Below are 23,268 nucleotides of genomic sequence, written 5' to 3' on the forward strand. Positions count from 1 at the left end.
CGTCGGGCGGTGCGGCTGAGGCCGTGCCGCCCGCGTAGGCTCGAGCACCATGGCAGCCGGCGCAGTGGTCTACACGTTCACCGTGAATCTCGCCGACGTCGATCGCGGGGTCTACGAGGAGCTGTCGCTGCGGGTCGCGCGGCACCCCTCCGAGACCGACGCGTACATGGTCACGCGAGTGCTCGCGTACTGCCTCGAGTACGGCGAGGGCATCCAGTTCAGCGAGGGCCTGTCGTCGACGGACGAGCCCGCCGTCGTCGTGCGCGACGCGACCGGGCGCCTCACCGACTGGATCGAGATCGGCGCCCCTGACGCGGCCCGACTGCACCACGGCAGCAAGCTCGCCGATCGCACCGTCGTCTACACGCACCGCGACCCCGTGCGCGTGGCCTCCGTCTGGGCGGGCAAGAAGATCCATCAGGCCGAGCGCATCGTGCTGCGCAGCTTCGACCCCGGCTTCGTCGAGGGGGCGGTGGCGGCGCTCGAGCGGCGCAGCACCGTGACGCTCTCCGTCACGGAGGGGCAGCTCTACCTCGACCTCAACGGGGCGGCGCTGAGTTCGGCGCTGCACGAGCAGCCGGTGGGCTGAGCGCGTCGGGTTCCTCGGGCGCGGCCCGCAGGCCTCGCCGCTGGGCGCCGGCACCGGCGGCGATCACGAGCGCGATCCCGGCGAGCTGCAGGATGCCCGGCTGCTGCTGCAGCACGATCAGGCCGAGCAGCAGACCGAAGGCGGGCTCGAGCGCCATGAGGGTGCCGAAGGCGGTCGCCGTCATGCGGCGCAGGGCCATCATCTCGAGCGCGAAGGGCAGCACCGGCAGCAGCAGGGCGAGCCCGATCGCGAGCGGGATGTGCTCGAGCCGCAGGCCGGGCAGCGCCTGCGGCACCCCGATGATCGCGGCCGTCGCCGCGGCCACGGGGATGGTGAGGGTGAGCGCCCCGATGCCGTCGAAGCGGTCGCCGACCTTCTGGGTGAGCAGGATGTAGCAGCCCCAGCCGATGCCGGCGAGGGCGGCGAAGAGCACGCCGAGCGGATCGGTCGCGCCCGTCCACGGCTCGGTCATGAGCACGACGCCCGCGAGCGCGAGGGCCGGCCAGGCGAGCGCCGCCCGCGAAGGGCTGCGGATCGCGGCGACGGCGAGCGGCCCGAGGAACTCGATCGCGACGGCGGTGCCGAGCGGGATGCGTTCGAGGGCGGCGAGGAAGAAGACGGTGAACAGCCCCGTCGCGACGCCGAGGCCGAGCAGCGGGGCGACGTCGCTGCGGCGGACGCGCCGCAGCGGGGGACGGGCGATCGCGAGCAGGATGAGCGCCCCGGCGGTGAGCCGCAGCCACGCCGCACCGCCCGCACCGACGTCGTCGATGAGGCCCGTGGAGAGCGCGGAGCCGAGCTGCACCGACATCATCGCGGTGACGGCGAGCATCCAGGCGGGGATGCGCGGGCGCGCGCGGGCAGCGGTCACGAGCGGGCGGCGTGCGTCGTCGAGGCGGCGGCGTCGGCGGCGGGACCGGCCGGTTCGAGCACCGTGAGGGCGAAGCTCGCCGGGGTGGCACCCGCGCAGGCGTAGGCGTGCGGCTCGTCGCCGGAGAAGGCGAGCGCGTCTCCCGCCGCCAGCTCGTGGTGCTCGTCGCCGACGGTGATGACGACCGCGCCGTCGAGCACGTGCAGCAGCTCGCGGCAGCCGGCGCGGTGCGGCTCGCTCGCGAGCCGGTCGCCGGGCTGCATCGTCCAGTGCCAGAGCTCGTGGATGACCGGGCCCGGCGCGGTGGCGACGAGGACGCCGCGGCCGCCGTGCTCGCCCTGCCAGAGCAGCGCTCCGTCGCCAGCGCGGGTGACCTGGGCGCCGGCGCTCCGGGGCTGGGCGACGAGCTCGGGCAGCCCGATGCCGAGCGCGTCGCTGAGTCGCAGCAGGGTGGCGATGCTGGGGTTCGCGGCGCCCTGCTCGACGGTGACGAGCATCCGGCGGCTGACGGCGGATGCCTCGGCGAGCCGGTCGAGGGTCCAGTCGCGGCGGCGGCGCTCCTCGCGCACGCGCGCGCCGATCGCGAGGGCGAGGTCGTCGGGTGCGGGCATGCAGTGCACTCTACTGCACTTTGCGTGCATTCATGCGGATCGGGGCCGACCGGCGCACGCGAAGGATTGTTCGCATCGCGGTTCGCAAGATTGCAATGCGCACGAAACACCGCGAAACGGAGCGGAAACGGTCGGCGATTAGCGTTCACATTCCCAGCACCCGGGCGCGCCGACGCGAGCGCGCCCCCGGCGCGGTCGAGCGAGCAGAACGCCCCTTGAGGAAGGAACCGCAGCCGCATGCTCGACACCCCCGCCCAGCCCCGCCGAGGTCGCCGACGCCGATGGGCCTCGCTCGTCGCCACGGCGGCGCTCGCACTCGCCGCGCCGCTCACCCTCGCCGCCCCTGCCGCGGCCGCCCCGCCGGAGGTCGGCGCGCTGACCCTGACGGCGCCGTCCACCGCGACCGTCGGGGATGTCGTGGAGGTCGCGATCGACGCGACCGCCGCCGTCGACCTCTTCGCCTACTCGCTGACGCTCGACTACGACCCGGCCCTGCTGCTCCTCGACACGCGCAGCCTCGTGACGCCCGAGGGCGGCTTCGGCGCGCTGAGCGCCGAGGCCGGTGCGATCACCATCACCGGCACCCGGCTGGGCACCTCGCCCGGGCTCGTCGGGCCGCAGACGCTCGCCGTGCTGCGATTCACCGCGCTCACCGCCGGATCGACCTCGTTCGCCCTCACGAGCGCCGAGCTCGTGAGCACGACGAGCGAGGCGGCCTCCCCGGCGCTCCCCGCGGCAGCGGCCATCGAGGTCGAGGCGGCACCGGGCGTGACCCCGACTCCGACCGACCCGCCCGCACCCGCTCCGGCGCCCGGTACCGGGACGGGGAGCGGCGCGGCACCGGCTGGCGGATCGCAGAGCGGCGGCGGATCGCTCTCCGCCACGGGGCCGGATACGGCGATGACGACGACCCTCGGCGCCCTCGCGCTGGCGTCCATCATCGCCGGCGCGGTGCTCGTCGCCGGCCGACGCCGGAGGCTCGCCGCGACCGTCGAGGGGGCGGAGGGCGCGAGCGGGGCATCCCGAACCGCACTGCGCTCGACGGCGGCCCTCGCCATCGGCGCGGTCGCCACCGCGGGCGCCGTGGTGTCGATGCCCGCCCCGGCGGAGGCGGCGGTCGTTCCCGCTCCCTTCCTGATGCCCTTCTACACGGAGCTCGATCTGACGGGCGACGCGCGCGTCGACGCCGCCGATCTGACCGAGGCGGTCGGCCTCGTCGGCCTCACCGACGGCGACGCCGGCTGGCTCGACGCGGCGCTGCTCGACGGCGACGTCGACGGCGCGATCACGCTGCTCGATCTGGCCGCGCTCTCGCAGCGCATCATCTACGACGACGGCCCCTTCGAGCTCGTCGAGGCGACCGCGATCGACATGCAGGCGGCCATGAACGCCGGCGTCGTCACCTCGGTGGGGATCACCGAGCAGTACCTCGCCCGCATCACCGCGTACGACCGCACCCTCGTCGACATGGCGACGGGCGGACGCGCGCTCAACTCGATCATCACGGTCGGCGGCGAGACGGCGCTCGCCGCGGCGGCGGAGGCGGACGCCATCCGAGCGGAGCAGGGCATGATCAGCCCGCTGCTGGGGATCCCCGTCGCGGTGAAGGACAACTACAACACCGTCGACATGGTCACGACGGCCGGCTGCGGCTGCTGGGACGACAACCAGACCACGACCGACGCGACCATGGTGGCGGGCCTGCGCGACGCGGGGGCGATCGTGCTCGCGAAGGCGAGCCTGGACGAGTTCGCCTTCGGGTTCTCGTCGGAGTTCTCGTCGTTCCAGTCGGCGGGCACCTCGACCCTGGTCGCGAGCCCGTACCTGACCGCCTTCACCGCCGGCGGCTCGAGCGGCGGCACGGGAGCGGCGATCGCGGCGAACCTCGCCGGCATCGGCTTCGGCACCGACACCGGAGGCTCGATCCGCGTGCCGGCGACGTACAACCAGCTGGTGGGCGTGCGCCCGACGGTCGGTCTCGCCAGCCGCGCGGGCATCATCCCGCTCGCGCTCAGCCAGGACACCGGCGGGCCGATCACCCGCACGGTGCTCGACGCGGCCATCGCGATGGACGCCGTCGTGGGGGTCGACCCGCTCGACCCGGTCACGAGCCGACAGGAGGGGCTCGTTCCGACGTCGTACACCTCGTACCTCGACCCCGAGGCCCTCGACGGCGCCCGCATCGGATTCGTCGCCTCCATGGTCGGCACCAACCCGACCACCGTGCGGCTCTGGGCCGAGGCGCGCGCGCAGCTCGAGGCGATGGGCGCGACCGTCGTCGAGGTGCCCGGCTCGACCGAGTTCTCCGCCGTGCTCGCCGAGCCGAGCGGCAGCACGAACGAGTTCCAGCACGACCTGGACGCGTACATCGCGGACCACCTGGATCCGGACGTGGCGGCCCGCAGTCTGCAGGGCATCCTCGACAGCGGCCGGTACGTGCCCTCGCGGCAGAACACGTACATCTCGCGCGCCGCGGTCACCGAGGAGACCTACCAGGCCTGGGCCGGGCCGGAGGGCACGCACACGATCGCCCTCGCCACGGGCAAGCAGACGGTGACGGGGATGCTCGACGGGAACGATCTCGACGCGCTCATCTACCCCTCCGGCACCCCCTACGGGACGCAGGGCACGAACATGCGCCTGAGCCCGAACTCGGGGATGCCCGCCGTCACGGTGCCGATGGGCCAGGCCTCCTCGACCGAGGCGCGCGCCGGGGCCGGGGTCAACCTCGAGTTCCTCGGCCGCGACTTCGATGAGGGAGCCCTGCTGGGTCTCGCGTACGCCTTCGAGCAGGCGACGCAGCACCGCGTGGCGCCGCCGCTCTACGGGCCGCTGCCCGAGTAGCGAGCGGCACCCAGGGGCGTCTTCGGTCGAGCGCAGTCCGCGCGAGGCCGGGGACGCCCCGCGTGCGCGGGACCTCGAGGCTCGTCCGCGGAACGGCTCAGTGCGCGCTGACCTGCTGGAGCGCGGTCCGCGCTCGCGGCAGCGCCTGCCGCAGGTGGTCGGCGAGCGGGACGCTGTCGCTCTCGTCCAGCCACGTCCGGAGCGACGAGCGGAACAGCGCGAACCCGATGGCGGCGAGCAGCTCGGCATCGCCCCGCTCGAAGCCGCGCTGCCGCAGGGCGCCGGCGACCTCCTGCTGCCAGCGCGCCTGCTTCGCGAGCTCGCGCCCGAGCAGGGGCACCTCGGCCTCGATCAGCGCCTGCCGCTGGCGCATCATCGGGCGCGTCGGCTCCATGACTTCGGCGAGGCGGGTGAGGGCGTGCTCCATGAGCCGGTCGGCCTGCTGCGGTCCTTCGGGCTCAGCGATGGCGGTGAGCAGCTGCGGCAGCAGGGCGTCGTCCTCAGCGAAGAGCACCTCCTCCTTGTCGCGGAAGTGGCGGAAGAAGGTGCGCCCGGTGACGCCCGCGTGCGCGGCGATCTGGTCGATGGTGGTCGCGGCGAAGCCCTGCTCGCCGAAGAGCGCGAAGGCGGCCTCCACGAGGCGCTCGCGGGTTCCGTCACTCCAGCGGGGCATCCCCTCACTCTAGTCTTGTGTCAGCAACTGACATCACCTATCCTGCCGTCATGACAGATCATGACATCACCAGTCCTACGGTGCTGCTCACCGGCCCGACGAGCGGCATCGGCGCCGGGATGCTCGCCGAACTCATCCGTCATCCCTCACGCCCCCGGCTCCTGCTGCTGGCACGCGATCGCGCGGCTCTCGATCGCGCCCTCGGCACGGCTCGCGCCGCCGGCCTCGAGTCGCACGGCGTCGCCGTCGACCTCGCCGACCTCCGCAGCGTCCGCATCGCGCTGGAGCAGGTGCGCGGCCTGCTGGGCCGCGGTCCGGCCGCACGCGGCATCGACGTCACCCTTCTCAACGCCGGCGCGCAGTTCACCGATCGTCGGCGCACCGGCGTGCAGGGCTGGGAGCTGACATTCACGGTCAACGTCATCGCCCAGCACCTCCTCCTGCGGGGCATCGCCCCCGTGCTCGCGCCGGCGGGGCACGTCGTACTCATGGGATCGTCGACCCACCGCGGCAAGCGGGCATCCTTCGGTCTCGTCCCCGACCCGATCTGGCGATCGCCGCAGGAGCTCGCGACCGCCGAGCCGGCGCCCACCGGCGTCGAGCGCTTCGCCGCTGAGCGCGAGCAGGGGGGCGTGGCGTACGCGACGAGCAAGCTCGCGCTCGTCACGCTCTCGCACGGGTGGGCCGAGCGGCTCAGTGCGGTGGGAGGGCGACTCAACACCTACGATCCGGGCCTGGTCGCCGGCACCGGGCTCGGCAAGGACATGCCGGGGTACATGTACTGGGTGTGGAAGCACCTCATGCCGGCGATGCGCGTCCTGCCCGGAGCGACCTCGGTGCCCGTGACCGCGCGGCACGCGGTGGCGCTCGGGCTCGGCGAGGAGCATCCCGAACTGCACGGCGGGTACGTCGAGATCGGTCGTCGCACCGAGGCGGAGGCCGTCACGCGCGATGCGGCGCGTCGACGGGCATTGGAGGAGTGGCTCGATGCGGCGACGGCGCCCTACCTGCCCTCGAGCCCGGTCACGGAGGCGTCGGCCCGCTAGATCAGGTCGCGCAGCGCCTGCTCGAGCGAGACGCCCTGAGCGCGGGCGCGCTGCTCGAGGCGGGCGGCCTGCTCGGGCGAGAGCGCGAGGGGAGCGGACGCCGCGGCGGGTGCCGACGCGGCCGGAGCGGGTGCGGCGTCGAGCTCGTCGAAGAGGGTGGGGGCGCGATCCGGCGCGACGAGGGCGGCCGAGCCGGCGCGAGCGCCGCCGGGGAACCCGGGGCCGGTCGGCACGGCCGCGCGGCGCTGGTAGGCCTCCGCCGCGGCGCGAGCACGGGCATCCGCCGCCTCGTTGAGGGTGTGGCCCATGTGGCCCTTGACCCACTCGAAGCGGTAGCGGCGACCGACGATCGCGGCGTCGAGCTGCTTCAGCAGATCGACGTTCAGCACCGGCTTGCCGTCGCTCTTGCGCCACCCCTTGCGCTTCCAGCCGGGCATCCACTGCGTGATGCAGTTGATGACGTACTGGCTGTCGCACAGGATGTGCAGGTCGTCGTCGAGGTGCTCGGTGGCCCGGAAGAGATCGAGCACGGCCATCAGCTCGCCCTGGTTGTTGGTGGCGTGAGGCCAGCCGCCGGCCGCCCAGCGGTCGTCGTCGACGTACCAGGCCCAGCCGGCGGGGCCGGGGTTCCCGAGTGCGGAACCGTCGGCCGCTGCTGTGATCGTCATCGGCTCCAGCGTACCGATCGCCGCGGGGCGCGGAGCCCGGCGGCACCGCTCATCCGGGCGGCGGGGGCAGCGTCGGTCTCGACCGCGTCGACCGCTCGGGCTGCGGCTTCTGCACCGCGAACTCGCCGCCGACGCGACCGCCGAAGGGGCGGCCGTGGTCGGCGAACTCCTCGCGGAAGAAGGCGAGCCGCCAGTCGCCCAGCGCGATGAGCGCACCGGTGCGCAGGATGCGCCCGTCCGGCGGCTGATCGAGCAGCACCGGCGCCCCGTCGCGCAACCGGGGGTCGGTGAGGTGCAGCACGTACTCGTCGTCGTCGGTGTGGACGATCCGCGCGTGCTCCGCCTCGAGACCCGGCAGCACGAGGTCGGCGGAGGGCGATGAGCCGATGCGCGTGACCTCCGGCAGGAGGGCGAACTCCCGGGGAGGCTTGCCGTCCCACGTGCCCGATGCCACGGCGAAGATCAGCCTCGGCCGACCCGAGCCGGGCAGGTAGTGCGTCGTCGTGACGCGGCGGTGCGAGCCCCGCATGACCGTGGGGGCGAGGGGCAGCAGCGTCGGGGGCGGGAGCGTGATGGACTGCGCATCGGGGGAGCGCCCGTCGCGGCGCAGCGCGCGGAGCGCCCCCAGCGAGCCGAGCCTCAGATGCGGCGACCTGCTGATCAGCCGCTGGAACCACGGGGCGCGCACGGCGCCGGCGGTGCCGACGACCCCGTGACGGGTGCGCAGCGAGGCCGTGAGCCCGAGGCGGGCGAGCTCCGCGCCGACCGTTCGCGCCAGCGCGAGGCTGGAGCGGGTGCCGGGCAGCCGGACCATGCCCTCGTCGAGGGTCACCGTCGCGTGGGTGCCGTTCGCCGAGACCGTGCCGGCGAGCGGGCCACCGCCGTCGGCGCCCTGCACGGCGAAGCGCAGATCGATCTCGAGGCGCGGAGTGACGGCCACGCTCAGCTGCGGTGCGGGTCAGCCCCGGCCGCGACGTCGTCACTGGTGGTGACGCGCAGGGTTCCGTCGAACTTCCAGGTGGCTCGGGGCGCATCGGGCCCGATGTCGCGCGGCACCTCGACCGTCATGTCGACGAAGGTGTAGTTCACCGCGGCACCGCGACCGGTCAGGTACGACCACATCTCGCGCCCCAGGTCGGTCCAGTCCTGGATGACACGGCCGTCCGGTCCGATCCCGGGAGTCCCACTCGTTGCGTCAGCCATGCCGTCATCCCTTTGCGTCGTCGTCGGAGGAGCGTTGGCCTCACCGTAGACCGGGGCTCGACGGCCGCCCTCGTCTCCCAGCGAACTCGCGGTGCTGCCGCACCGACTGCTCGGGATGCGCGGCCGCCGCCCGGTCGCCGAGGGCGACGAGCACCATGTGCGGCACCGTGAGTGCCGCGAGGCCGATGAAGACGACCTGCAGGAGGCGGTCGTCGAGGGATGGGCCTGCGCCGGTCGTCGCGAGGAAGACGGCGGCGCCCGCGACCGGGATCACGGTGTAGGCCACGACGACGAGCGCGAGGGTGCGGCGGGGGGTCGCGGCCTCCTCGACGAAGCCCTCGCGCAGGTGCCGTGCGCTGTGCAGCGTGCAGAAGTAGACGATGAAGAACATCAGCGGCGGCGCGAGCAGGCCGAGCGCGGCCGTGGCCACGAGCTCGAGCCCCTCGTGCGGCGCGCGGCGGGCGGCGAGCGCGGCGACGACGACGAGCGCGATGAGCAGCGCCGGGCCGAGGGCGGCCTGCACCGCGGCGACCTGGCGCGCGCCCTCGCCCGCGAGCACGGCGTAGAGGTCGGCGACGGCCTGCTCGTCGCGCAGGGCGGGCATGCTCAGCAGGGCGGCTCCGGCGAGGGTGCGCGCGATCGGGCGGGCGACCCGGCCGCTCGCGCGATGCCAGTCGCCGCCGAAGTGCACGGCCGAGACGGTGAGGAAGAGCACGAGGCTCGGCACCGGCGCGAGCAGCCACAGGCCCAGGACGGCGACCGCCACGGCCCCGTAGCCGAGGTTGAACACCGCGAAGCCGATCGGCCCCCGCCAGTAGCCGAGCCGGCGCGCGATGAGCGGATCGAGTGCGCCGTGCGGCAGCCCGAGCACCGTGGCGAGCACGGCGATGACGGCGATCTGCAGCGCGATCGGCGGCTCGGGCGCCGCGAGCAGGAAGGCGAGCGCCGTCGCGAGGGCGGCGACGAGGAAGACGAGGGTCTCGGGCGGGCGACGGGATGCCCCGGCCGGGGCCGCGCTCGGCGCGGGGGCTCTCCGGCGCGCGCGGGGTGCCGCGAGCGTCATGCGCGGGCCGGCTGCGGGTGCCGTGCGCGGGTCGACCGCGTCGGAGCGGCGCCCGAGCCCGCGGACTCGGTGGGCCTGCGCCGCGCGAGCCGGGCAGCCGCGCGCATCGCCGCCCGCTCCTCGGTCGCGCGGGCGACGAGCGCTCGGCGCCGGTCGGGGATCTCGGCGAGGAAGGGCAGCTTCGGCAGTGCGAGGATGATGCGCGCGAGGTCGCCCGGTCGGGCGGCGTCGGTGAGGAAGCGCATGAGGCTCGCGGCGGGCACCCGTCGGGCGAGGGCCGTGAAGAACTCGGGCGCGCGCTCGGGATGCGCGCGCAGGGCCTGCAGGAAGATGCGGTCCATCTGCCGGCGCGCCCAGGGCTCCTCGGGGTGCGCGACGGGCGGCTCGCCCCGCAGCAGGGCCGCGGCGCAGGCCTCGGCCCAGCGCTCGATGCGCTGGAAGCCGTAGCCGGTCGCGTCGCGCAGCGCCCCGCCGGCGGCTCCGGCGCGCACGAGGCCCGGCGGGTCGGCGGCGGCTCCGGGCTCGGCGGCGTCGGGGGGCTCGACCCGGCCCATGCGCAGGGTCCCGGCCTCCTCGCGCACGACGACGCCCCCGTCGGCGGGGGCGATCCCGAGGGCGGCGAGACGGGCATCCCGTTCGGCGGCGAGGCGGGCGGCGGGCAGCGGGTGGCCGCTGAAGCGCGTCCACTCGACGAGGGCCGTGGTCGCGTCGAGCGGCAGCACGTAGGTGAATCCGAAGCCGTCGGCGTCGCTCGTCATGCCGGTCATGAGCCCGGCCGTGCCCGTCGTCATGCCGAGCGCGGCGAGGTCGAGCCTGCCGCCGTGCTGCACCTCGCTGCCGGCGAAGCACTGGTAGAGCAGGGCGTCGGCGGGGCGCGGGCGGGTGTCGACGACCCAGCGGGCGGTGATCTCGCGGTGTGCGGCGTCGCGGTCGTCGGTGAGGATGCGCAGGCCCCCGCCGGCGCGCGCCTCGACCCTCTCGGCGTGCACGCCGAGCCGCAGCTCGACGCTCGGGCTCGACGCGATGGCGGCGAGCGCGTGCGCCGCCACGTCGGCCGCGCGCAGGAGCTCGTAGCGCGCGCCGGGGGTGGTGTGCGCCACCGAGCCGGAGCGCGCGCCGCCGTCGCTCTGCCAGCTCCAGGCATCCCAGCTCGCGGTGACGAGGGCCGAGTGGTCATGGGCGCCGCGGCTCCAGAAGCCCCAGCTGCGGTCGTCGGTGTACCGCTCGCGCGGCTCGATCACGATGACGTGCAGACCCGTTCCGGCGGCTGCGAGCCGTCGGGCGAGGGCCAGCCCCGCGGCCCCGCCTCCGAGGATGGCGAGGTCGACGTTCGTCACGGGCGGCTCCGTCCTCGGTTCGCGGCGCGTCTCGCGCCTGCTCACCATCGCCCGTGCGGCTGGAGCGCAGTGGGGAGTCGCTCGTGCGTTGCATGGTCGCCAGCCGCGAGTTGCCTGCGCATCCTGCGCGGGCGGGGCGGGACGGGGTCGCGGACTGGCGTACCCCAGGGGGGTATGCAACAATGGAGCCATGGACACTCAGCAGACCCCTCGACTCAACCTTCTCGGCGACACCTCGGCCTCCGGCGGCGGATGCTGCGGCGGCGGATCCTGCGCGTGCGGCGGCGGCACCGCCGGCGCCGAGGCGACGGCGACCGAGGCGGAGCAGACCGGCACCTACCGCGAGCCCGCTCCCCTCGCCGACACCATCACCGGCGCCCCCGACCCCGCGACCTTCCGCATGTCGAACGCGGGCTCGGCGACGTCGCGCACGAGCGGCATCGGCAACGGCACCGCGGCGCCCACCAGCACGCAGGAGTTCCTCGTCACCGGCATGACCTGCGGGCACTGCGTCGCGAGCGTCAAGGAGGAGGTCGGCGCGCTCGACGGCATCGCCGACGTCGAGGTCGTGCTCAAGAAGGGCGGCGCCTCGCGCGTCACCGTCACCTCCGCGGCTCCCGTCGACGAGAGCGCCGTGCGCGCCGCCGTCGAGGAGGCCGGCTACCAGCTGGCCTGATCACCATGACCGACACGCTCTCCGCCCCCGCCGCCCCTGCTCCCGCCCCCGTGCAGCTCGAGCTCACGGGCATGACCTGCGCTTCGTGCGCCAACCGCATCGAACGCGGGCTCAACAAGGTGCCCGGGGTCGAGGCGAGCGTGAACTACGCCACCGAGAAGGCGACGGTGCGCTCCGTCGCCGGCGATGAGCCGCTCGATGTGGATGCCCTGCTCGCCGCCGTGCAGAAGGCCGGGTACGGCGCGAGCCTCGTGGTTCCGCGCGAGGCGAGCGCAGCATCCCGCCCCGCCGCCGACGCCGCCGGGCCGGATCGCGACGAGCTCGCCCCGCTGCGCCGCCGCCTGCTGATCTCGCTCGTGCTGACGGTGCCCGTGGTGGCGCTGTCGATGATCCCGGCGCTGCAGTTCACCAACTGGCAGTGGCTCGTGCTGACCCTCGCCGCACCCGTCGCGGTGTGGGGGGCGTGGCCGTTCCACCGGGCGGCGGCGGTCAACGCGCGGCACGGCGCCGCGACGATGGACACGCTCATCTCGGTCGGCGTCGCGGCGGCGTTCCTGTGGTCGCTGTACGCGCTGTTCCTCGGCGAGGCCGGCATGGCCGGCATGACGATGAGCATGCAGCTCTTCGGGGCGCCCGAGGCCGGTGCGCACGAGATCTACCTCGAGGTCGCGGCAGCGGTGACGGTCTTCATCCTCGCCGGGCGCTACATGGAGGCCCGGGCGAAGCGCGAGTCGGGGGCGGCGATGAACGCGCTGCTCGACCTCGCGGCGCGCGACGCGATCGTGCTGCGCGACGGCGTCGAGGTCTCGGTGCCCGTCGAGCAGCTGCAGGTCAACGACCGCTTCATCGTGCGGCCCGGCTCGACCGTCGCCACCGACGGCGTCGTCATCGAGGGGCAGACCTCGCTCGACGCCTCCCTGCTCACGGGCGAGTCGCTGCCCGTCGACGTCGAGATGGATTCGCGCGTCACGGGCGGCACCGTGAACGTCGGCGGCGGCCGGCTCGTCGTCGAGGCCTCGCGCGTCGGCGCCGACACCGAGCTCGCCCGCCTCGCCCGGCTCGTCGAGGAGGCGCAGACCGGCAAGGCCCGCGTGCAGCGGCTCGCCGACCGCGTCTCGGGCGTCTTCGTGCCCGTCGTCATCCTGCTCTCGCTCGGAACGCTGGCCGGCTGGCTGCTGCTCGGCGGCACCGTCGAGCAGGCCTTCACGGCCGCCGTCGCGACGCTCATCATCGCCTGCCCCTGCGCGCTCGGGCTCGCGACGCCGACCGCGCTGCTCGTCGGCACGGGGCGCGGCTCGCAGCTGGGCATCCTCATCAAGGGCCCGCAGGTGCTCGAGCAGACCCGCCGCATCGACACCATCGTGCTCGACAAGACGGGCACGATCACGAGCGGCGAGATGGCCGTCGTCGCGGTGACTCCTCTTTCCGCGTCGGCTCTCGATGCAGATGCCCTGCTCGCGCTCGCCGCGGCCGCCGAGAACGGCAGCGAGCACCCGCTCGCGCGCGCCGTCGTCGCGCACGCCGCCGAGCGCGGTCTCGCCCTGCCGCCCGTCTCGGGCTTCACCGCCCACGCGGGTGCCGGCGTCTCGGCGGAGGTCGACGGGCACGCGGTCGCCATCGGGCGCCCCGCCTGGCTCGCCGAGCAGTGGGCGATCACGGTTCCGGATGCCGCTGCCGCCGATCTCGCCGCGCACGAGTCGCGCGGCGCGACCCCCATCGCCGTGGCCGTCGACGGCTCGTTCGCCGGGCTCGTCGTGCTCGCCGACACCGTGAAGGCCTCGGCGGCGCTCGCGGTCGAGCGATTCCGGGCTCTCGGGCTCGAGCCGATGCTGCTGACGGGCGACAACGCCGGAGCGGCCGCGGCCGTGGCGGCCGAGGTCGGGATCGACGCCTCCGCCGTGCGGGCATCCGTCACCCCCACCGGCAAGCTGGACGCGATCCGCGCCCTGCAGGCCGAGGGCCGCGTCGTCGCGATGGTCGGCGACGGCGTCAACGATGCGGCGGCGCTCGCCGCTGCCGACCTCGGCATCGCGATGGGCGGCGGAACCGACGCCGCGATGGCGGCGAGTGATCTGACGATCGTCTCGGGCGATCTGCTCGTCGTCGCCGACGGCATCCGGCTCGCGCGCCGCACGCTGCGCACCATCGTCGGCAACCTGTTCTGGGCCTTCGGCTACAACGTCGCGGCCATCCCGGTCGCGATGCTCGGCCTGCTCAACCCGCTGCTCGCGGGGCTCGCGATGGCGCTGTCGAGCGTGTTCGTCGTGACGAACTCGCTGCGGCTGCGCGGGTTCCGGGCGCTGCCGCGGCCGTAGGGGCAGCCGGAGCGCGCGCCGGTCAGGCCGTCGCGCGCTCGCGCCCCCCGGCCGCGCTGAGCAGGAGAGCGGGGAGGGCGCCCCAGGCGAGCCCCGCCGCGAGGGCGAGCAGCGGCCACCCGCCCACGTCGGCCGAGCTGATCGGGGCGCCGTCGAGCGACAGCGCCGCGCAGCTGATCCAGACGGCCGACGCCGCGCCCGCGGCGGCCGCGCACGCGGCGACGGCACGCCGCGACGCGAGGAGCTGCTCGACCGTGCGCGCCCCCCGCACGGTCGCGATGCCGATGACGGAGGCGAGGGCGGTGATCGCGCCGAGGCCGACGATGAGCACCGGGGTCGGAGCGGTCGCGCTCACCCCGTTCGACGACCACTGCACGGGGATGGTCGCGGGGAGCGTCGGGAGCCAGAGCGCCGCCGTGCTCGCCAGGGCGAGGGTCGGCGCGATCAGGACGACGATCGCGAGTACGCGGAGGAGGCGGAGGTGCACGCGCCCCAGGCTAGTCGAGGATGCGTCGTTTCGAGGGATCGTCGAGGAATCGGCAGCGCGTCGTCGCGCCATGCGGCCTCGCGGCCGAGCGGCGGCCCCGAGCGGCGACCGCGACCGCGAGCGGCGACCCCGAGGGGTCGACGCTCACGACGCCGGGGCGGCGCAGGGGTCGGCCTCGGGCGCGAAGCGCAACCAGGTCGGCAGTTCGCGCGTGAAGGCCGAGAGCGTCGCGTCGTCGCGCGCGATCGTCCAGTCGACGTCGCCGCCGACCTCGACCTCGAACTTGTTCCACTCGAACCAGTTGATCATCGCGAGAGCGGGGAACCGGGCGGCGGTCTCGGCGCTGAGCACCTGGGTCCACCACGAGCGCTTGATGTCCAGCGCGAGGTCGGCCGGGGCATCCGCCGTCACGAAGGCGGCCGTCTCGGGGATGGCCAGCGGCTTGCCCGCCCGCTCCGCGTACTGCCCGTAGAAGTCGGGCAGGGCGCGGTCGTCACCGCCGAGGCCGTCGTACTCCCCGATCAGCTGCTGGGCGAACTTCGTCGGCTCGGCGATCTCGTTCTCGCCCCAGGGGTGCACCGACCCCCAGTGGTAGAGCGACATGCCGACCCAGTCGACGACGTCGTCGCCGGGGTAGTAGGGCGCGTAGGGGTCGTCGGCCATCGACAGGATGCCGTCGTCGTCGGTGTCGAGGATGCGGAACGGCAGATCGGTGCGCGTCGTCTCGAACTCGCCGCCGGCGAAGGGGTAGCCGCCGCCGTAGTTCGGCGCCCACATCATCGTGGTCCCGGGGGCGCCCTCGTCGAGCGCCGCCGCGAGGAGGCGGAACGAGGCCACGTACGCGATGGGCTGCTGACCCCAGGCGTACCAGGAGCCGTTCATCTCGTGGGCGTACCGCACGGTGACGGGCACGCCGGTCGCGGAGATCTCGTGCAGCAGCACGGCCAGGTCTTCGGCGACCGCCGGCGTCACGGCGGCCAGGCCGGCGCGGGGCTCGAGCGTCAGCAGCAGCGACGAGTTCTCGCCCCTGGCCTGCTCCGCCGCGAGGACGAGGTTCGTGCGGTTCTCCGCGGTGAGCGGCAGCTCCGAGAACACCACGGCGACCGCCGGAGTCCTGCCGAGCGCTCCCGACAGCTCCGCGAGGGTCTCGGTGCCCCAGTCGAGGTTGACGCCGAAGAGGGCGCCATCGGTCGGGACGAGCGAGGCGGCATCGGCCGGGCACCGCTCCTCGGCGATCGCCCTGCCCGAGCCCTCGGAGGTGCTGCATGCGCCGAGCGCCGTGAGCAGGGCACCGACCGCGAGCACGGCGAGCGCACGGGTGCGGAAGATTGGGCGACGTGACACCGGGCGAGGCTACGGGGCGATCGCGGGGTGCGGATAGACCCCCAACAGCGGGGGTCCGGCCGCGCTCGCGCGCGACGCGGCGCGTGCCGTGCCGTGCCGCGGCAGGCGTCGCCCGCGCGGACGCTCGCCGCGACGCTTCCACGATCACGGAGCGGGTGAGCGGCGTTCACTCGCTCCGTGATTGTGGAAGGCAGCAGGAGCCGAGTCGTTCCTCCTGCAGAACGCGAGCTGCCGGCGTCCGGCGCGGCAGCCCGGCTCGATCGCGATGCGGGGATGCCGGAGTCCGCGGACGTCCGGCTCCCGGGGAGCGTCGAGCGTGCGGCGCGCTGCGTGCGAGACGCGCGGGCGGTGCGGGGCACGCGAGACGCACCGGCGGGGCACGCGAGACGCACCGGCGAGACGCGCGGGTCGCGCGGGCCGAACGGGCGTGCGGGGCGGGGTGCCCGCGGCTACGGCCGCGCCCGCACCCGCGGCATCGTCACGGCGACCGGCGCGCCGGGGAGGCGCAGGGCTCCGCTCGCCGAGGCCGGCACCACGGGCGACCGCGGGGCGACGGGCGGCACGGGGGCGTAGGCGACGCCGAGCGCGGGCCGGGCATCCTCGTCGCCGTGATTCGGCCACAGCGCGACGGCGCGCTCCGCCTGGGCGGTGATCGTCAGCGAGGGGTTGACGCCGAGGTTCGCCGAGACGGCCGCGCCGTCGAGCACGTGCAGCCCGGGGTGGCCGTAGACCCGGTGGTAGGAGTCGATCACGCCGGTCTCGGGGGAGTCGCCGATCGGGCATCCGCCGAGGAAGTGCGCCGTCATCGGCACGTTCACCACCTCGCTGAGGCCCGACTGCGGGAACCCGCGCATGTGGGTGGCCATGAGCGCGTAGGCGCGGTTGGCGAGGGGGATCCAGGTCGGGTTGGGCTCGCCGTGACCCTGCGACGATCGCAGCCGGAACCGCCCGAAGGCCCCGCGCTCGCCGCGCACGGTGATCGAGTTGTCGCGGCTCTGCATGACGAGACCGACGACCGTGCGGCGCGACCAGCTGCCGATGCCGAACAGCAGCGAGGCGGCGCGGCCGGGGTGGCGCACGAGCTGCCCGAGCCAGCGCAGCCAGCGCGGGCCGCGCCCGTCGCCGTCGACCATGAGGGTCGCGAGCAGCGCCATCGCGTTCGAGCCGTGGCCGTAGCGGCAGGGCTCGAGGTGGGTGTGCTCGTCGAGGTGCACCGAGCTCGTGATCGCGACGCCGCGCGTGAAGTCGACGCTGCGCGCGTGCGTCAGGGCGGTGGATGCTCCGCCGAGCGACTCCGAATTGGTGCGGGTGAGCTCGCCCAGCCGCGGCGACAGCCCCGGCAGATGCCCCTCGAGGCGCATCCGGTGCAGCAGCTGCTGCGTGCCCCAGGCGCCGGCGGCGAGGACGACCTCGTCGGCCGTCCAGGTCTGCTCGGTGCGGCGCCCGCGCCCGGTCGCCCGCGTGGTCACGACGTATCCGCCCTCGGATCGCGGCGCGAGCCGCACGACCGTCGTCAGGGCGTGCACGGTGGCGCCGGCCTTCTCGGCGAGCGGCAGATAGTTCTTCACGAGGGTGTTCTTCGCGTTGTGCCGGCAGCCGGTCATGCACTCGCCGCACTGCAGGCAGCCGGCACGGTCGGGCCCCGCGCCGCCGAAGTACGGGTCGGGCGCGATGACGCCGGGGCCGGCGCCGAAGTGCACCCCGACCGGCGTCAGCCGGAACGAGTCGCCGACCCCGAGGTCGTCCGCGACCGCCCGCATGATCGCGTCGGCGGGCGTCTCGGTCGGGTTCTCGACGACGCCGAGCATGCGGCTCGCCTGGTCGTAGTAGGGGTCGAGCTCGGCCTTCCAGTCGGTGATGCGCGCCCACTGCGGGTCGCGGTAGAAGGCGTCGCTGGCCGGCCGGTAGAGCGTGTTCGCGTAGACGAGCGAGCCGCCGCCGACCCCCGCACCGGCCAGCACGAGCACGTCGTCGAGCAGGTGGATGCGCTGGATGCCCGTGAGGCCGAGGCGCGGCGCCCAGAGGAACCGGCGCAGGTTCCAGCTCGTGCGGGCGTGCTCGGCGTCCGCGAAGCGGCGACCCGCTTCGAGCACCGCGACGCGGTAGCCCTTCTCGGCCAGGCGCAGCGCGGCGACGGAGCCGCCGAAGCCCGAGCCGATGACGAGCACGTCGTGGTGGCGCGGCCCGGGGGCGCTCGGGGTGCGGGAGCGGAGCATCCTCAGCCCCTCAGATAGCGGGCGACGGCCGCGATGCCGGCGGGCAGGGCCGCGAGGTCGTCGCGGGCGGCGAAGCGGGTGAGGGCCTCGGCGGTGCGATGGGCGGTGGCGTTGCGCACGTCCCACAGCGGGGTCGGTCGGTCGCGCCAGGGCCCACGGCCCACCGTGCGCTCGACGTGCTCGGGGTCGAGCAGCAGGGCGTTGTGCACGACGCCGATGCCGCTGCCGACGTCGTCGAGCGTGTGGCCGGGGAACGCGCCCCAGGTCGCCGCCGGCATGCCGAAGATCGGGCCGACCCAGCTGTTCACGGCGATCGTGCCGTAGCGCAGAGCCGCGATCGCCGCCTCGAGATCGGGGCCGAGGGCGCGCTGCGTGCGCGGGTGCACGATCAGACCGGCGCTGAGGGTGCCGGCGAGGCGGTCGTTCGCGAAGGCGACCGCGGCGTCGAGGAAGGGCGCCGACTCGGCGGAGCCCGGCAGCCGCACGACCCCGAGCACGGGCCCGAAGACCTCGGTCGTGAACAGCGGCTCCTCGGCGTCGGCGCTCACGAGGTGGTCGACGAGGGCGCGCGGTACGGCGGGGTCGCCGCCGAGCGAGACGGCGTCGGGATGTCCCTCCAGCGCCGCCCGTCGGCGCTCGGCCGCACCCGGGTAGTAGGCGGGCCGCACGGGCGCGAGGGCGATCTGCCCGCGCAGCGCCGCGACGAGCGCGTCGGCCTGGGGCCACGCGGCCGGCAGCACGACGAGCTGGGTGGCGATGCAGTTGAAGCCGGAGTTGTGCAGCCGCTGGCTGGCGATCGCCCGCGCGACCTCGGCGATCTCGGCGCTCGACCACGGGCGCGCATCGGGCACGACGATCGCGGGGCCCACGCCGCCGAGCTCGCTCGTGATCGGCTTGCCCAGCAGCGGGGTGCCGGCGGACCGCCGCGCCTCGCCCTGCTCGCCCGGGCCCCAGACGATCGCATCGTGGGTCGCGCGCGAGCCGGTGATGTGCACGTGCTCGACCTCGGGCGCCGCGATGAGCTCGGCGCCCAGCTCGTGATCGCCCTCGACGATGCGCAGCACGTCGGCGTCGATGAACGGCGCGAAGGCCCGGCGCATCGCGTCGCCGACGGCGGCGTTGACGGGGTTGAGCTTGACGATCGCCGCGCTCGCCTCCTGGTACAGCGCGGTGAGCACGTCGAGGGCGGGGATGCCCGTGATGTTGCCGGCCCCGAGCACGAGGGTCACCCGGGGCGCGCGATCGGGGTCGCGCAGGGCGCGGGCGACGCCGGCGCGGGCATCCTCGATGCTCACCCCGGGGCGCAGCCAGACCTCGGCGCCGAAGCCGGCGAGAACGGCGTCCTTCGCCCGCAGCGGGAACGCCTGCACCGCGAGCCGATCGCCCGCAGCCCGGCGAACACGGCGATCGGCCAGGGGCTGCTCGCCCTTCTCGAGCGCGGCGAGCGTCTGCTCGAGCGCGAGCGTCGCGCCGATGACGGAGTAGGGGCCGGTCGTCCACTCCTCGCCGGCCGCGGGGCTGTCGGTCGGGATGCCCTTGACCGCGCAGGCGGCGGCGACCCAGTCGGTGGCGGCCGCGAGCGTCGACGCCCGCACCTCGCGCAGCAGCGATCGCTTCGCCGCGAGCGGCGTGCGCAGCCAGCGCTCGGCGCCGGAGCGGAGGGCAGTCAGATCCGCGCCGAGATCGTCTCGGAGCTCGGCGCGCGCAGGCTCGCTCCGTTGGGGGTCCATGCTCCTCCTCGTGCGCCCCCTCGACGGCGAGGGGGCGGTATGGAGCGTACGTCCTGCGGACACCGTGGAGACGGCCGTCAGGCCCCGGCCGGCCGCGCTCCGCCCTCGGGAGCGCCCATCTGCTCCGAGAGCTCGCGTGCTATCGAGGTGACGACGCGCCCGGCGGCGTCGAGGTGCGCGGCCAACCGGTGTTTGGGCGCGCTGACATTGAAGGCTGCGATCACGGTGCCGCGGAAGTCGAAGACGGGGGCAGAAACGCCGACGACGCCCGCCTCGAACTCCTCGTCGACCTTCGCGTAGCCCTGGCGACGGATGCGGGTGATCTCGGCGAGGAAGGCCTCGACATCGGTCACGACGGAGGTGCCCGGGATCGGCTCCGCGGGGGAGGACGCACCGAACGCGGGGACGGTTGGGGCGGCCGGGCTCGTGATCGCCCGGTCGTGCCCGTGCACCGAGTACCACTCGCGGAGGTTCTGCTCCGTCCAGCCGGAGACCAGTACGCGGCCCGCGGAGGTGTTCCAGGCGGCGGTGCTCACACCCTCCCACCCCACGCCGCGGAATGCGTACTCGCTCATCTCGCTGACGAGCGTCAGCACCGTCCCGGCGCGCAGCACGCAGAGGTGGGTCGTCTCGTGGGTGGCGCGCACCACCCGACGCAGGTAAGGCAGGGCACGAGTGACGAGCTGCGCCTCCCGCGTGCGCGCGGCGAGCGCGTACAGCTGATGGCCAAGCCGGTACTGGAGGGTCTCGGGGTCGCGCTCGACCAGTCCGGCGTCGGCGAGAGTCGCCAGCGTGCGTGAGATGACGGCCTTGTCGCGGCCGGCGAGTTGCGCGACGCGACTGACGCCGAGTCCGCCGGCAGAGAGGCCCTCCGGCGAGGCGAGGAGTTCGAGCAGGTCGAGATCGCGCTGCAGACCCGCGGCGTTGCGGCGGGCGGGCTTCTGCGGACCTGCGGTCGTCGGCATAGGAGTGAGCATACCGCGGTAGTTGCCATTTGAACAACAGGTGTTGACCATATTCTTCTGCTCGCCCTACAGTGGCGCCACCGGCCCGATGGAGCCGCCGGCACCGCTCAGTGAGGAGACAGCGTGACCCCGTTCGATCTCGACGGCCTCGTGACCTTCTGGTCGCGCCGCTGGGACGACATCCTCGAACTGATGGGCGAGCACCTCGCCGTGGTCCTCGTCTCCCTCGCCATTGCCATGGTGATCGGCGTCGTCGTAGGCATGCTGACCTGGAACAGGCCCATCCCGAGCGCGATCGTCATCGCCGCCGCCGGGGTCGCTCTGACCATCCCCAGCCTCGCGCTCCTCGCGCTCCTCATCCGCCCGTTCGGGCTCGGGTGGACCAGCACCGTCATCGCCCTGACCTTCTACTCCCTGCTGCCGATCGTCCGCAACACGATCGTCGGGCTCCGCGAGGTGCCCGCGAGTGTTCTGGAATCGGCGACCGGCATGGGGATGGGTCCGGTCAGGCGCATGCTGCGGATCCAGCTTCCGATCGCGTGGCCGATCATCCTCACGGGCGTGCGGGTCGCCGCCCAGCTGACCATCGGCATCGCCGCCATCGCCGCTTACGTCGCCGGCCCCGGGCTCGGCAGCTTCATCTTCAACGGTCTGTCGTCGCTCGGATCGAAGAACGCCCTGAACTTCGCCCTCACCGGGACCCTCGGGGTCATCCTGCTGGCCCTCCTCGTCGACGCGGCCTTCGTCCAGATCACCCGTCTCACCACCTCAAGGGGACTCCGTGCCTGAATCGACCGACACCGCCCTCACCCAGATCGCGAGCCGCACCGAAGGCGCCCGCATCGTGCTCGACCGGGTCAGCAAGGTCTATCCCGGGCAGGACGCACCTGCGGTGGACGCGTTCTCGATGGTCGCCGAACCCGGCGAGCTGATCATGTTCGTCGGCCCCTCCGGCTGCGGCAAGACGACGACGATGAAGATGATCAACCGCATCATCGAGCCCACGAGCGGTTCCATCACGATCGACGGTCGCGACATCCTGTCGCTCGATCCGAACGAGCTGCGCCGCCACATCGGGTACGTCATCCAGCAGATCGGTCTCTTCCCGCACATGACGATCGCCGAGAACATCGCGGTCGTGCCGAAGCTCCTCGGGTGGAGCAAGCAGCGCACCTCCGAGCGCATCGATGAGCTGCTGCGCACCGTGCAGCTCGACCCCGGGGTGTTCGCCGAGCGGTACCCCCGCCAGCTCTCCGGCGGTCAGCAGCAGCGCGTCGGCGTCGCCCGCGCTCTCGCCGCCGACCCGCCCGTGATGCTCATGGACGAGCCGTTCGGCGCGACCGACCCCATCACGCGCGAGAAGCTGCAGGCGGAGTTCCTGCGGCTCCAGGAGTCGATCAGCAAGACGATCATCTTCGTGACCCACGACTTCGACGAGGCAATCCGCCTCGGTGACCGCATCGCGGTGCTCAGCGAGCGCTCGCAGATCGAGCAGTTCGACACGCCCGCAGCAATCCTCGCGCAGCCCGCCAACGACTACGTCCGCTCCTTCATCGGGCAGGGTGCGGCGCTAAAGCGACTCGCCCTGATCCCGATTGAATCGGCCGCCCTCGGTCCCATGGCCGCCGCTGCCGCCGGTCACCGCATCGGCGCGGACGAGAGCCTGCGCGATGCGCTCGATCTCCTCATCGTGACGGGGGTGCCCGCTGTCGGCGTCGTCGACAGCACCGGCTCGATCATCGGTTCCCTCACCGTCGACCGCATATCGACCGCATTGGGAGCGGACGCCTCGGCCCTCGCCGCTACCCGAGCGGACGAGGGGCGCTCGGTATGACCGTCTCCAGCGCCACGACGGCCATCTCGACCGCGACCGCGGCGCGCCGCACCGATCGTCGTCTGCGCATTCTGCGTCGCGCCGCGACCCCCGCCATCGTCGTGAGCGCGCTCGGCGCACTCCTCCTGTGGCTGTCGACCCTCGAGCTCGACTCGATTGAGCAGCGGACCCTGAACTGGGAGTACATCGCGCTGCGCACCGGCGAGCACCTGAACCTCACGATTGTCGCGTCGATCCTCGTCGCGGTGCTGGCCATCCCCACGGGCATCCTGCTCAGTCGCACGCGGTCGCGAGCGGCCCGCGGCACAGTGCTGGGTCTCGCGAACATCGGGCAGGCGACCCCCGCAGTGGGCGTCGTGATCCTCCTGGCGATCCTCTGGCAGACCGGGTACACGACCGCTCTGGTCGCGCTCGTCGTCTACTCGTTCCTCCCCGTCCTCCGCAACACCATGATCGGCCTCGAGCAGATCGACCCCTTCGTCAAGGAATCGGCACTCGGCATGGGCATGACCCGCGGGCAGGTGCTGCGGCGGATCGAGCTGCCGCTCGCCGTTCCCGTGATCCTGGCCGGTCTCCGCACCTCGCTCGTGTTCTGCGTCGGCGTGGCCACGATCGCAACCTTCATCAACGCCGGCGGCCTCGGCGACATGATCGTCAACGGCCTCAAGCTCCAGCGCTTCCCCGTTCTCGTGACCGGCGCCGTGCTCGTCGCGAGCATCGCGCTGCTCATCGACTGGGTCGCGAGCGTCATAGAAGACGTATTGCGCCCCAAAGGCGTCTAGCGACGCCACTGCAC

General features: G+C 73.9%; 21 protein-coding genes. 8 read left to right on the top strand and 13 right to left on the bottom strand.

Features of this window, described 5'->3' with window-relative positions:
* Positions 1–49 precede the first annotated feature (49 nt).
* Positions 50–589 carry a YaeQ family protein gene (locus tag OVN18_RS04870; protein ID WP_267782331.1) on the top strand — a complete coding sequence of 180 codons (540 nt, stop codon included), beginning with the start codon at positions 50–52 and terminating at the stop codon, positions 587–589.
* Here the strand turns inward: OVN18_RS04870 and OVN18_RS04875 are convergent.
* Together OVN18_RS04875 and OVN18_RS04880 are read right to left on the bottom strand one after the other, a co-directional pair.
* Positions 540–1,403 carry an EamA family transporter gene (locus OVN18_RS04875; protein ID WP_267782924.1) on the bottom strand — a complete coding sequence of 288 codons (864 nt, stop codon included), beginning with the start codon at positions 1,401–1,403 and terminating at the stop codon, positions 540–542. The genes OVN18_RS04870 and OVN18_RS04875 overlap by 50 nt on opposite strands.
* 53 nt (positions 1,404–1,456) lie before the next feature.
* Positions 1,457–2,071 carry a cupin domain-containing protein gene (locus OVN18_RS04880; RefSeq protein WP_267782333.1) on the bottom strand — a complete coding sequence of 205 codons (615 nt, stop codon included), beginning with the start codon at positions 2,069–2,071 and terminating at the stop codon, positions 1,457–1,459.
* Positions 2,072–2,308: 237 nt separating this feature from the next.
* Here OVN18_RS04880 and OVN18_RS04885 point away from each other — a divergent pair, with 237 nt between their 5' ends.
* Positions 2,309–4,915: an amidase family protein gene (locus OVN18_RS04885; RefSeq protein WP_267738466.1), complete on the top strand. Its 2,607-nt coding sequence runs from the start codon at positions 2,309–2,311 to the stop codon at positions 4,913–4,915.
* 97 nt (positions 4,916–5,012) lie between these two features.
* Here OVN18_RS04885 and OVN18_RS04890 read toward each other — a convergent pair whose 3' ends face one another.
* The gene (locus OVN18_RS04890) at positions 5,013–5,588 is read right to left on the bottom strand and encodes a TetR/AcrR family transcriptional regulator (RefSeq protein ID WP_267738467.1); all 576 of its coding nucleotides are present in this window, start codon (positions 5,586–5,588) and stop codon (positions 5,013–5,015) included.
* A 50-nt stretch (positions 5,589–5,638) separates the two neighbouring features.
* Between OVN18_RS04890 and OVN18_RS04895 the strand changes: the two genes are divergently transcribed.
* On the top strand, positions 5,639–6,634 hold the full coding sequence (locus OVN18_RS04895) for an SDR family NAD(P)-dependent oxidoreductase (protein WP_267738468.1): 996 nt from the start codon (positions 5,639–5,641) through the stop codon (positions 6,632–6,634).
* On the opposite strand, the gene OVN18_RS04900 is transcribed toward OVN18_RS04895, so the two are convergent.
* Genes OVN18_RS04900 through OVN18_RS04920 form a run of 5 tightly spaced genes read right to left on the bottom strand, consistent with a single transcriptional unit; the run spans position 6,631 to position 10,905 of the window.
* Positions 6,631–7,302 (bottom strand): ribonuclease H family protein, encoded by a 672-nt coding sequence (locus tag OVN18_RS04900; RefSeq protein ID WP_324287735.1) that lies wholly within the window; start codon positions 7,300–7,302, stop codon positions 6,631–6,633. The genes OVN18_RS04895 and OVN18_RS04900 overlap by 4 nt on opposite strands.
* Before the next feature lie 49 nt (positions 7,303–7,351).
* The gene (locus tag OVN18_RS04905) at positions 7,352–8,242 is read right to left on the bottom strand and encodes an FHA domain-containing protein (protein ID WP_267782334.1); all 891 of its coding nucleotides are present in this window, start codon (positions 8,240–8,242) and stop codon (positions 7,352–7,354) included.
* A gap of 2 nt (positions 8,243–8,244) precedes the next feature.
* Positions 8,245–8,505, bottom strand: a complete 261-nt coding sequence (locus tag OVN18_RS04910; RefSeq protein ID WP_267738471.1) for a hypothetical protein — start codon at positions 8,503–8,505, stop codon at positions 8,245–8,247.
* A gap of 40 nt (positions 8,506–8,545) precedes the next feature.
* Positions 8,546–9,568, bottom strand: coding sequence for a Brp/Blh family beta-carotene 15,15'-dioxygenase (locus OVN18_RS04915; RefSeq protein ID WP_267782336.1), 1,023 nt, complete (start codon positions 9,566–9,568; stop codon positions 8,546–8,548).
* A complete protein-coding gene (locus OVN18_RS04920; RefSeq protein ID WP_267782339.1) occupies positions 9,565–10,905 on the bottom strand; it encodes a lycopene cyclase family protein in 1,341 nt (446 codons plus the stop codon). The genes OVN18_RS04915 and OVN18_RS04920 overlap by 4 nt, the downstream gene beginning before the upstream one ends.
* A 190-nt stretch (positions 10,906–11,095) precedes the next feature.
* On the opposite strand from OVN18_RS04920, the gene OVN18_RS13135 reads away from it, so the two are divergent.
* The gene (locus OVN18_RS13135) at positions 11,096–11,581 is read left to right on the top strand and encodes a heavy-metal-associated domain-containing protein (protein ID WP_324287736.1); all 486 of its coding nucleotides are present in this window, start codon (positions 11,096–11,098) and stop codon (positions 11,579–11,581) included.
* Between the two features lie 5 nt (positions 11,582–11,586).
* Complete coding sequence (locus tag OVN18_RS04930) at positions 11,587–13,896, top strand: heavy metal translocating P-type ATPase (RefSeq protein ID WP_267782340.1); 2,310 nt, start codon at positions 11,587–11,589, stop codon at positions 13,894–13,896.
* Positions 13,897–13,918: 22 nt separating this feature from the next.
* On the opposite strand, the gene OVN18_RS04935 is transcribed toward OVN18_RS04930, so the two are convergent.
* The 5 genes from OVN18_RS04935 to OVN18_RS04955 form a co-directional block, all read right to left on the bottom strand.
* On the bottom strand, positions 13,919–14,383 hold the full coding sequence (locus OVN18_RS04935; RefSeq protein ID WP_267782342.1) for a hypothetical protein: 465 nt from the start codon (positions 14,381–14,383) through the stop codon (positions 13,919–13,921).
* Positions 14,384–14,527: 144 nt separating this feature from the next.
* A complete protein-coding gene (locus OVN18_RS04940; RefSeq protein ID WP_267782343.1) occupies positions 14,528–15,727 on the bottom strand; it encodes a glycoside hydrolase family 26 protein in 1,200 nt (399 codons plus the stop codon).
* Between the two features lie 449 nt (positions 15,728–16,176).
* Positions 16,177–17,943 (bottom strand): FAD-dependent oxidoreductase, encoded by a 1,767-nt coding sequence (locus tag OVN18_RS04945; RefSeq protein ID WP_267782345.1) that lies wholly within the window; start codon positions 17,941–17,943, stop codon positions 16,177–16,179.
* 2 nt (positions 17,944–17,945) lie between these two features.
* Positions 17,946–19,673 (bottom strand): aldehyde dehydrogenase family protein, encoded by a 1,728-nt coding sequence (locus OVN18_RS04950; RefSeq protein ID WP_267782348.1) that lies wholly within the window; start codon positions 19,671–19,673, stop codon positions 17,946–17,948.
* A 77-nt stretch (positions 19,674–19,750) separates the two neighbouring features.
* Complete coding sequence (locus tag OVN18_RS04955; RefSeq protein WP_267738481.1) at positions 19,751–20,638, bottom strand: IclR family transcriptional regulator; 888 nt, start codon at positions 20,636–20,638, stop codon at positions 19,751–19,753.
* A gap of 123 nt (positions 20,639–20,761) precedes the next feature.
* Here OVN18_RS04955 and OVN18_RS04960 point away from each other — a divergent pair, with 123 nt between their 5' ends.
* Genes OVN18_RS04960 through OVN18_RS04970 form a run of 3 tightly spaced genes read left to right on the top strand, consistent with a single transcriptional unit; the run spans position 20,762 to position 23,254 of the window.
* Positions 20,762–21,427, top strand: coding sequence for an ABC transporter permease (locus tag OVN18_RS04960; RefSeq protein WP_267738482.1), 666 nt, complete (start codon positions 20,762–20,764; stop codon positions 21,425–21,427).
* The gene (locus tag OVN18_RS04965) at positions 21,420–22,472 is read left to right on the top strand and encodes an ABC transporter ATP-binding protein (RefSeq protein WP_267738483.1); all 1,053 of its coding nucleotides are present in this window, start codon (positions 21,420–21,422) and stop codon (positions 22,470–22,472) included. Before OVN18_RS04960 ends, OVN18_RS04965 begins: the two co-directional genes overlap by 8 nt.
* Positions 22,469–23,254, top strand: a complete 786-nt coding sequence (locus OVN18_RS04970; RefSeq protein ID WP_267738484.1) for an ABC transporter permease — start codon at positions 22,469–22,471, stop codon at positions 23,252–23,254. The genes OVN18_RS04965 and OVN18_RS04970 overlap by 4 nt, the downstream gene beginning before the upstream one ends.
* Positions 23,255–23,268: the final 14 nt, after the last annotated feature.

Source organism: Microcella daejeonensis (assembly GCF_026625045.1).
In the GTDB taxonomy this organism is placed as follows: domain Bacteria; phylum Actinomycetota; class Actinomycetes; order Actinomycetales; family Microbacteriaceae; genus Microcella; species Microcella daejeonensis.

Bases quoted from the DNA above. Each gene is read 5' to 3' on its own strand.
- OVN18_RS04900 (WP_324287735.1), bottom strand. From the start codon at position 7,302: ATGACGATCACAGCAGCGGCCGACGGTTCCGCACTCGGGAACCCCGGC.
- OVN18_RS04870 (WP_267782331.1), top strand. From the start codon at position 50: ATGGCAGCCGGCGCAGTGGTCTACACGTTCACCGTGAATCTCGCCGAC.
- OVN18_RS04890 (WP_267738467.1), bottom strand. From the start codon at position 5,588: ATGCCCCGCTGGAGTGACGGAACCCGCGAGCGCCTCGTGGAGGCCGCC.
- OVN18_RS04950 (WP_267782348.1), bottom strand. From the start codon at position 19,673: ATGGACCCCCAACGGAGCGAGCCTGCGCGCGCCGAGCTCCGAGACGAT.
- OVN18_RS04970 (WP_267738484.1), top strand. From the start codon at position 22,469: ATGACCGTCTCCAGCGCCACGACGGCCATCTCGACCGCGACCGCGGCG.
- OVN18_RS04955 (WP_267738481.1), bottom strand. From the start codon at position 20,638: ATGCCGACGACCGCAGGTCCGCAGAAGCCCGCCCGCCGCAACGCCGCG.
- OVN18_RS04895 (WP_267738468.1), top strand. From the start codon at position 5,639: ATGACAGATCATGACATCACCAGTCCTACGGTGCTGCTCACCGGCCCG.
- OVN18_RS04945 (WP_267782345.1), bottom strand. From the start codon at position 17,943: ATGCTCCGCTCCCGCACCCCGAGCGCCCCCGGGCCGCGCCACCACGAC.
- OVN18_RS04875 (WP_267782924.1), bottom strand. From the start codon at position 1,403: ATGATGTCGGTGCAGCTCGGCTCCGCGCTCTCCACGGGCCTCATCGAC.
- OVN18_RS04915 (WP_267782336.1), bottom strand. From the start codon at position 9,568: ATGACGCTCGCGGCACCCCGCGCGCGCCGGAGAGCCCCCGCGCCGAGC.
- OVN18_RS04930 (WP_267782340.1), top strand. From the start codon at position 11,587: ATGACCGACACGCTCTCCGCCCCCGCCGCCCCTGCTCCCGCCCCCGTG.
- OVN18_RS04880 (WP_267782333.1), bottom strand. From the start codon at position 2,071: ATGCCCGCACCCGACGACCTCGCCCTCGCGATCGGCGCGCGCGTGCGC.
- OVN18_RS13135 (WP_324287736.1), top strand. From the start codon at position 11,096: ATGGACACTCAGCAGACCCCTCGACTCAACCTTCTCGGCGACACCTCG.
- OVN18_RS04885 (WP_267738466.1), top strand. From the start codon at position 2,309: ATGCTCGACACCCCCGCCCAGCCCCGCCGAGGTCGCCGACGCCGATGG.
- OVN18_RS04910 (WP_267738471.1), bottom strand. From the start codon at position 8,505: ATGGCTGACGCAACGAGTGGGACTCCCGGGATCGGACCGGACGGCCGT.